This window comes from Kribbella sp. NPDC050820 (assembly GCF_040653975.1).
GTDB lineage: Bacteria > Actinomycetota > Actinomycetes > Propionibacteriales > Kribbellaceae > Kribbella.
Window position 1 is genome coordinate 1 of the sequence record NZ_JBFAHB010000172.1, and the last position, 1,432, is coordinate 1,432.

The 1,432-nt window shown below is 70.5% G+C and carries 1 protein-coding gene; it reads right to left on the reverse strand.

Annotated elements, in window-relative coordinates:
* Positions 1-25: 25 nt before the first annotated feature.
* Positions 26-1,318, reverse strand: coding sequence for an ISL3 family transposase (locus AB0H36_RS48060; protein ID WP_360539124.1), 1,293 nt, complete (start codon positions 1,316-1,318; stop codon positions 26-28).
* Between the last annotated feature and the right edge of the window lie 114 nt (positions 1,319-1,432).

The window sequence follows — 1,432 nt, forward strand, 5'->3', positions numbered from 1 at the left end:
CCGGCTCTTCTGTCTGATGTGTGGGTCAGTTTCGCCCGGGGAGGGGTGGGCGGTAGCCGCCGAGGGTGAGCATGGCCAGGGCGATGAGGGCGTGGGGGTTTTTGAAGCCGTAGGCGGTGCGGGTGATGAGGCGGATTCTGGTGTTGGCTGCTTCGATGCGGGCGTTGGTCAGGCCGTGGTCGAGGGTGGCGTGGATCGCGGTCAGGTGGCGTTTGATTCTGCGGCCGAGTTGAACGAACACGTTGATGCGGCTGCGCTGGGCCCAGGCCAGCCAGGATCGCAGGGCGTGTTTGCCGGTGTCGCCGCCGAGTTTGAACACGTGCCGCAGGCCTTCCTTGAGCAGGTAGGCGCGGTGCAGGCGGGGGCTGGAGATCGCGATCCAGGCGAGCTGGGCGGTTTGGTTGACGGTGAGGTCTTCGGGGTTCTTCCACAACGCCCACCGCGACCGTGCGATGGTCTGCGCGGTCCCACGGGAGGCGTGGTAGCGGGTCCCGGCCAGCGCACCGACCGGCCGGGTTCCCCCGGCCGCGCGGCGGGCGGCGTTCCAGGCCTCCCGGCGGACCTCGTCCAGGCAGTCGGTCGCCCAGGACACGACATGGAACGGATCAGCGCAGATCACCGCCTGCGGCGCCTGCCGGGCGACCACGCCGGTGATCCAGCCGGCCCCGTCGGCCGACACGTGCGTCAACCGCCCGGCGCGGTCCGGGCCGAGGGCGTCGAAGAACCTGCCCACGGTCGCGGCGTCGCGGCCGGGCTCGGCCCACACCAGGTTCCCGGAGTCGTGGTCGACCACCACGGTCAGGTACTTCTGGCCCTTGCGGTAGCTGACCTCGTCGATCCCGACCCGGGCCAGCCCGGCGAGCCGGTCGGTCACCGCGTCCACCTCGGCACAAACCCGCCGTACGATCGCCCCGACCGTGCGCCACGCGATCCGCATCAGCTGCGTCACCGCGCTCTTCGAGGTCTGCGTCGCCAGCCACGCCACCTGATCATCGAACATCCGGGTATGCCCGGCATCGTGCCGGGCCCAGGGCACATGCGCGACCACCACCCCATGGACGGGACAGTCCACCCGTGGCGCCTCGGCCTCCACAAACACCCGGACCGTGCCCAGATCCAGGCCCCGCCACCGGCGCCGCCCGCCACGGCCCCGGTCATAACCCCGGCACCGGCGCCGGCACCGCCCACACCGGCCCCGCTGCCGCGCCACCGGCCGCACCGACACCACCACGACCTGCCCGTCCTCGTCGAACACCACGTCCTCGACCACCGCGCGCTCAATCCCCAAAACCGCACGCCATAAGCTGTCCAAACGCACGCCGTTCTCCCGTCACCAGGTTCCTGTTCCTCGACAGCTCAGAAACCTAGACAGAGAACGGCGTGCGCCGCTCAAGCCGCGCTCAACCACCCACACATCCGTCACAAGAGCCGG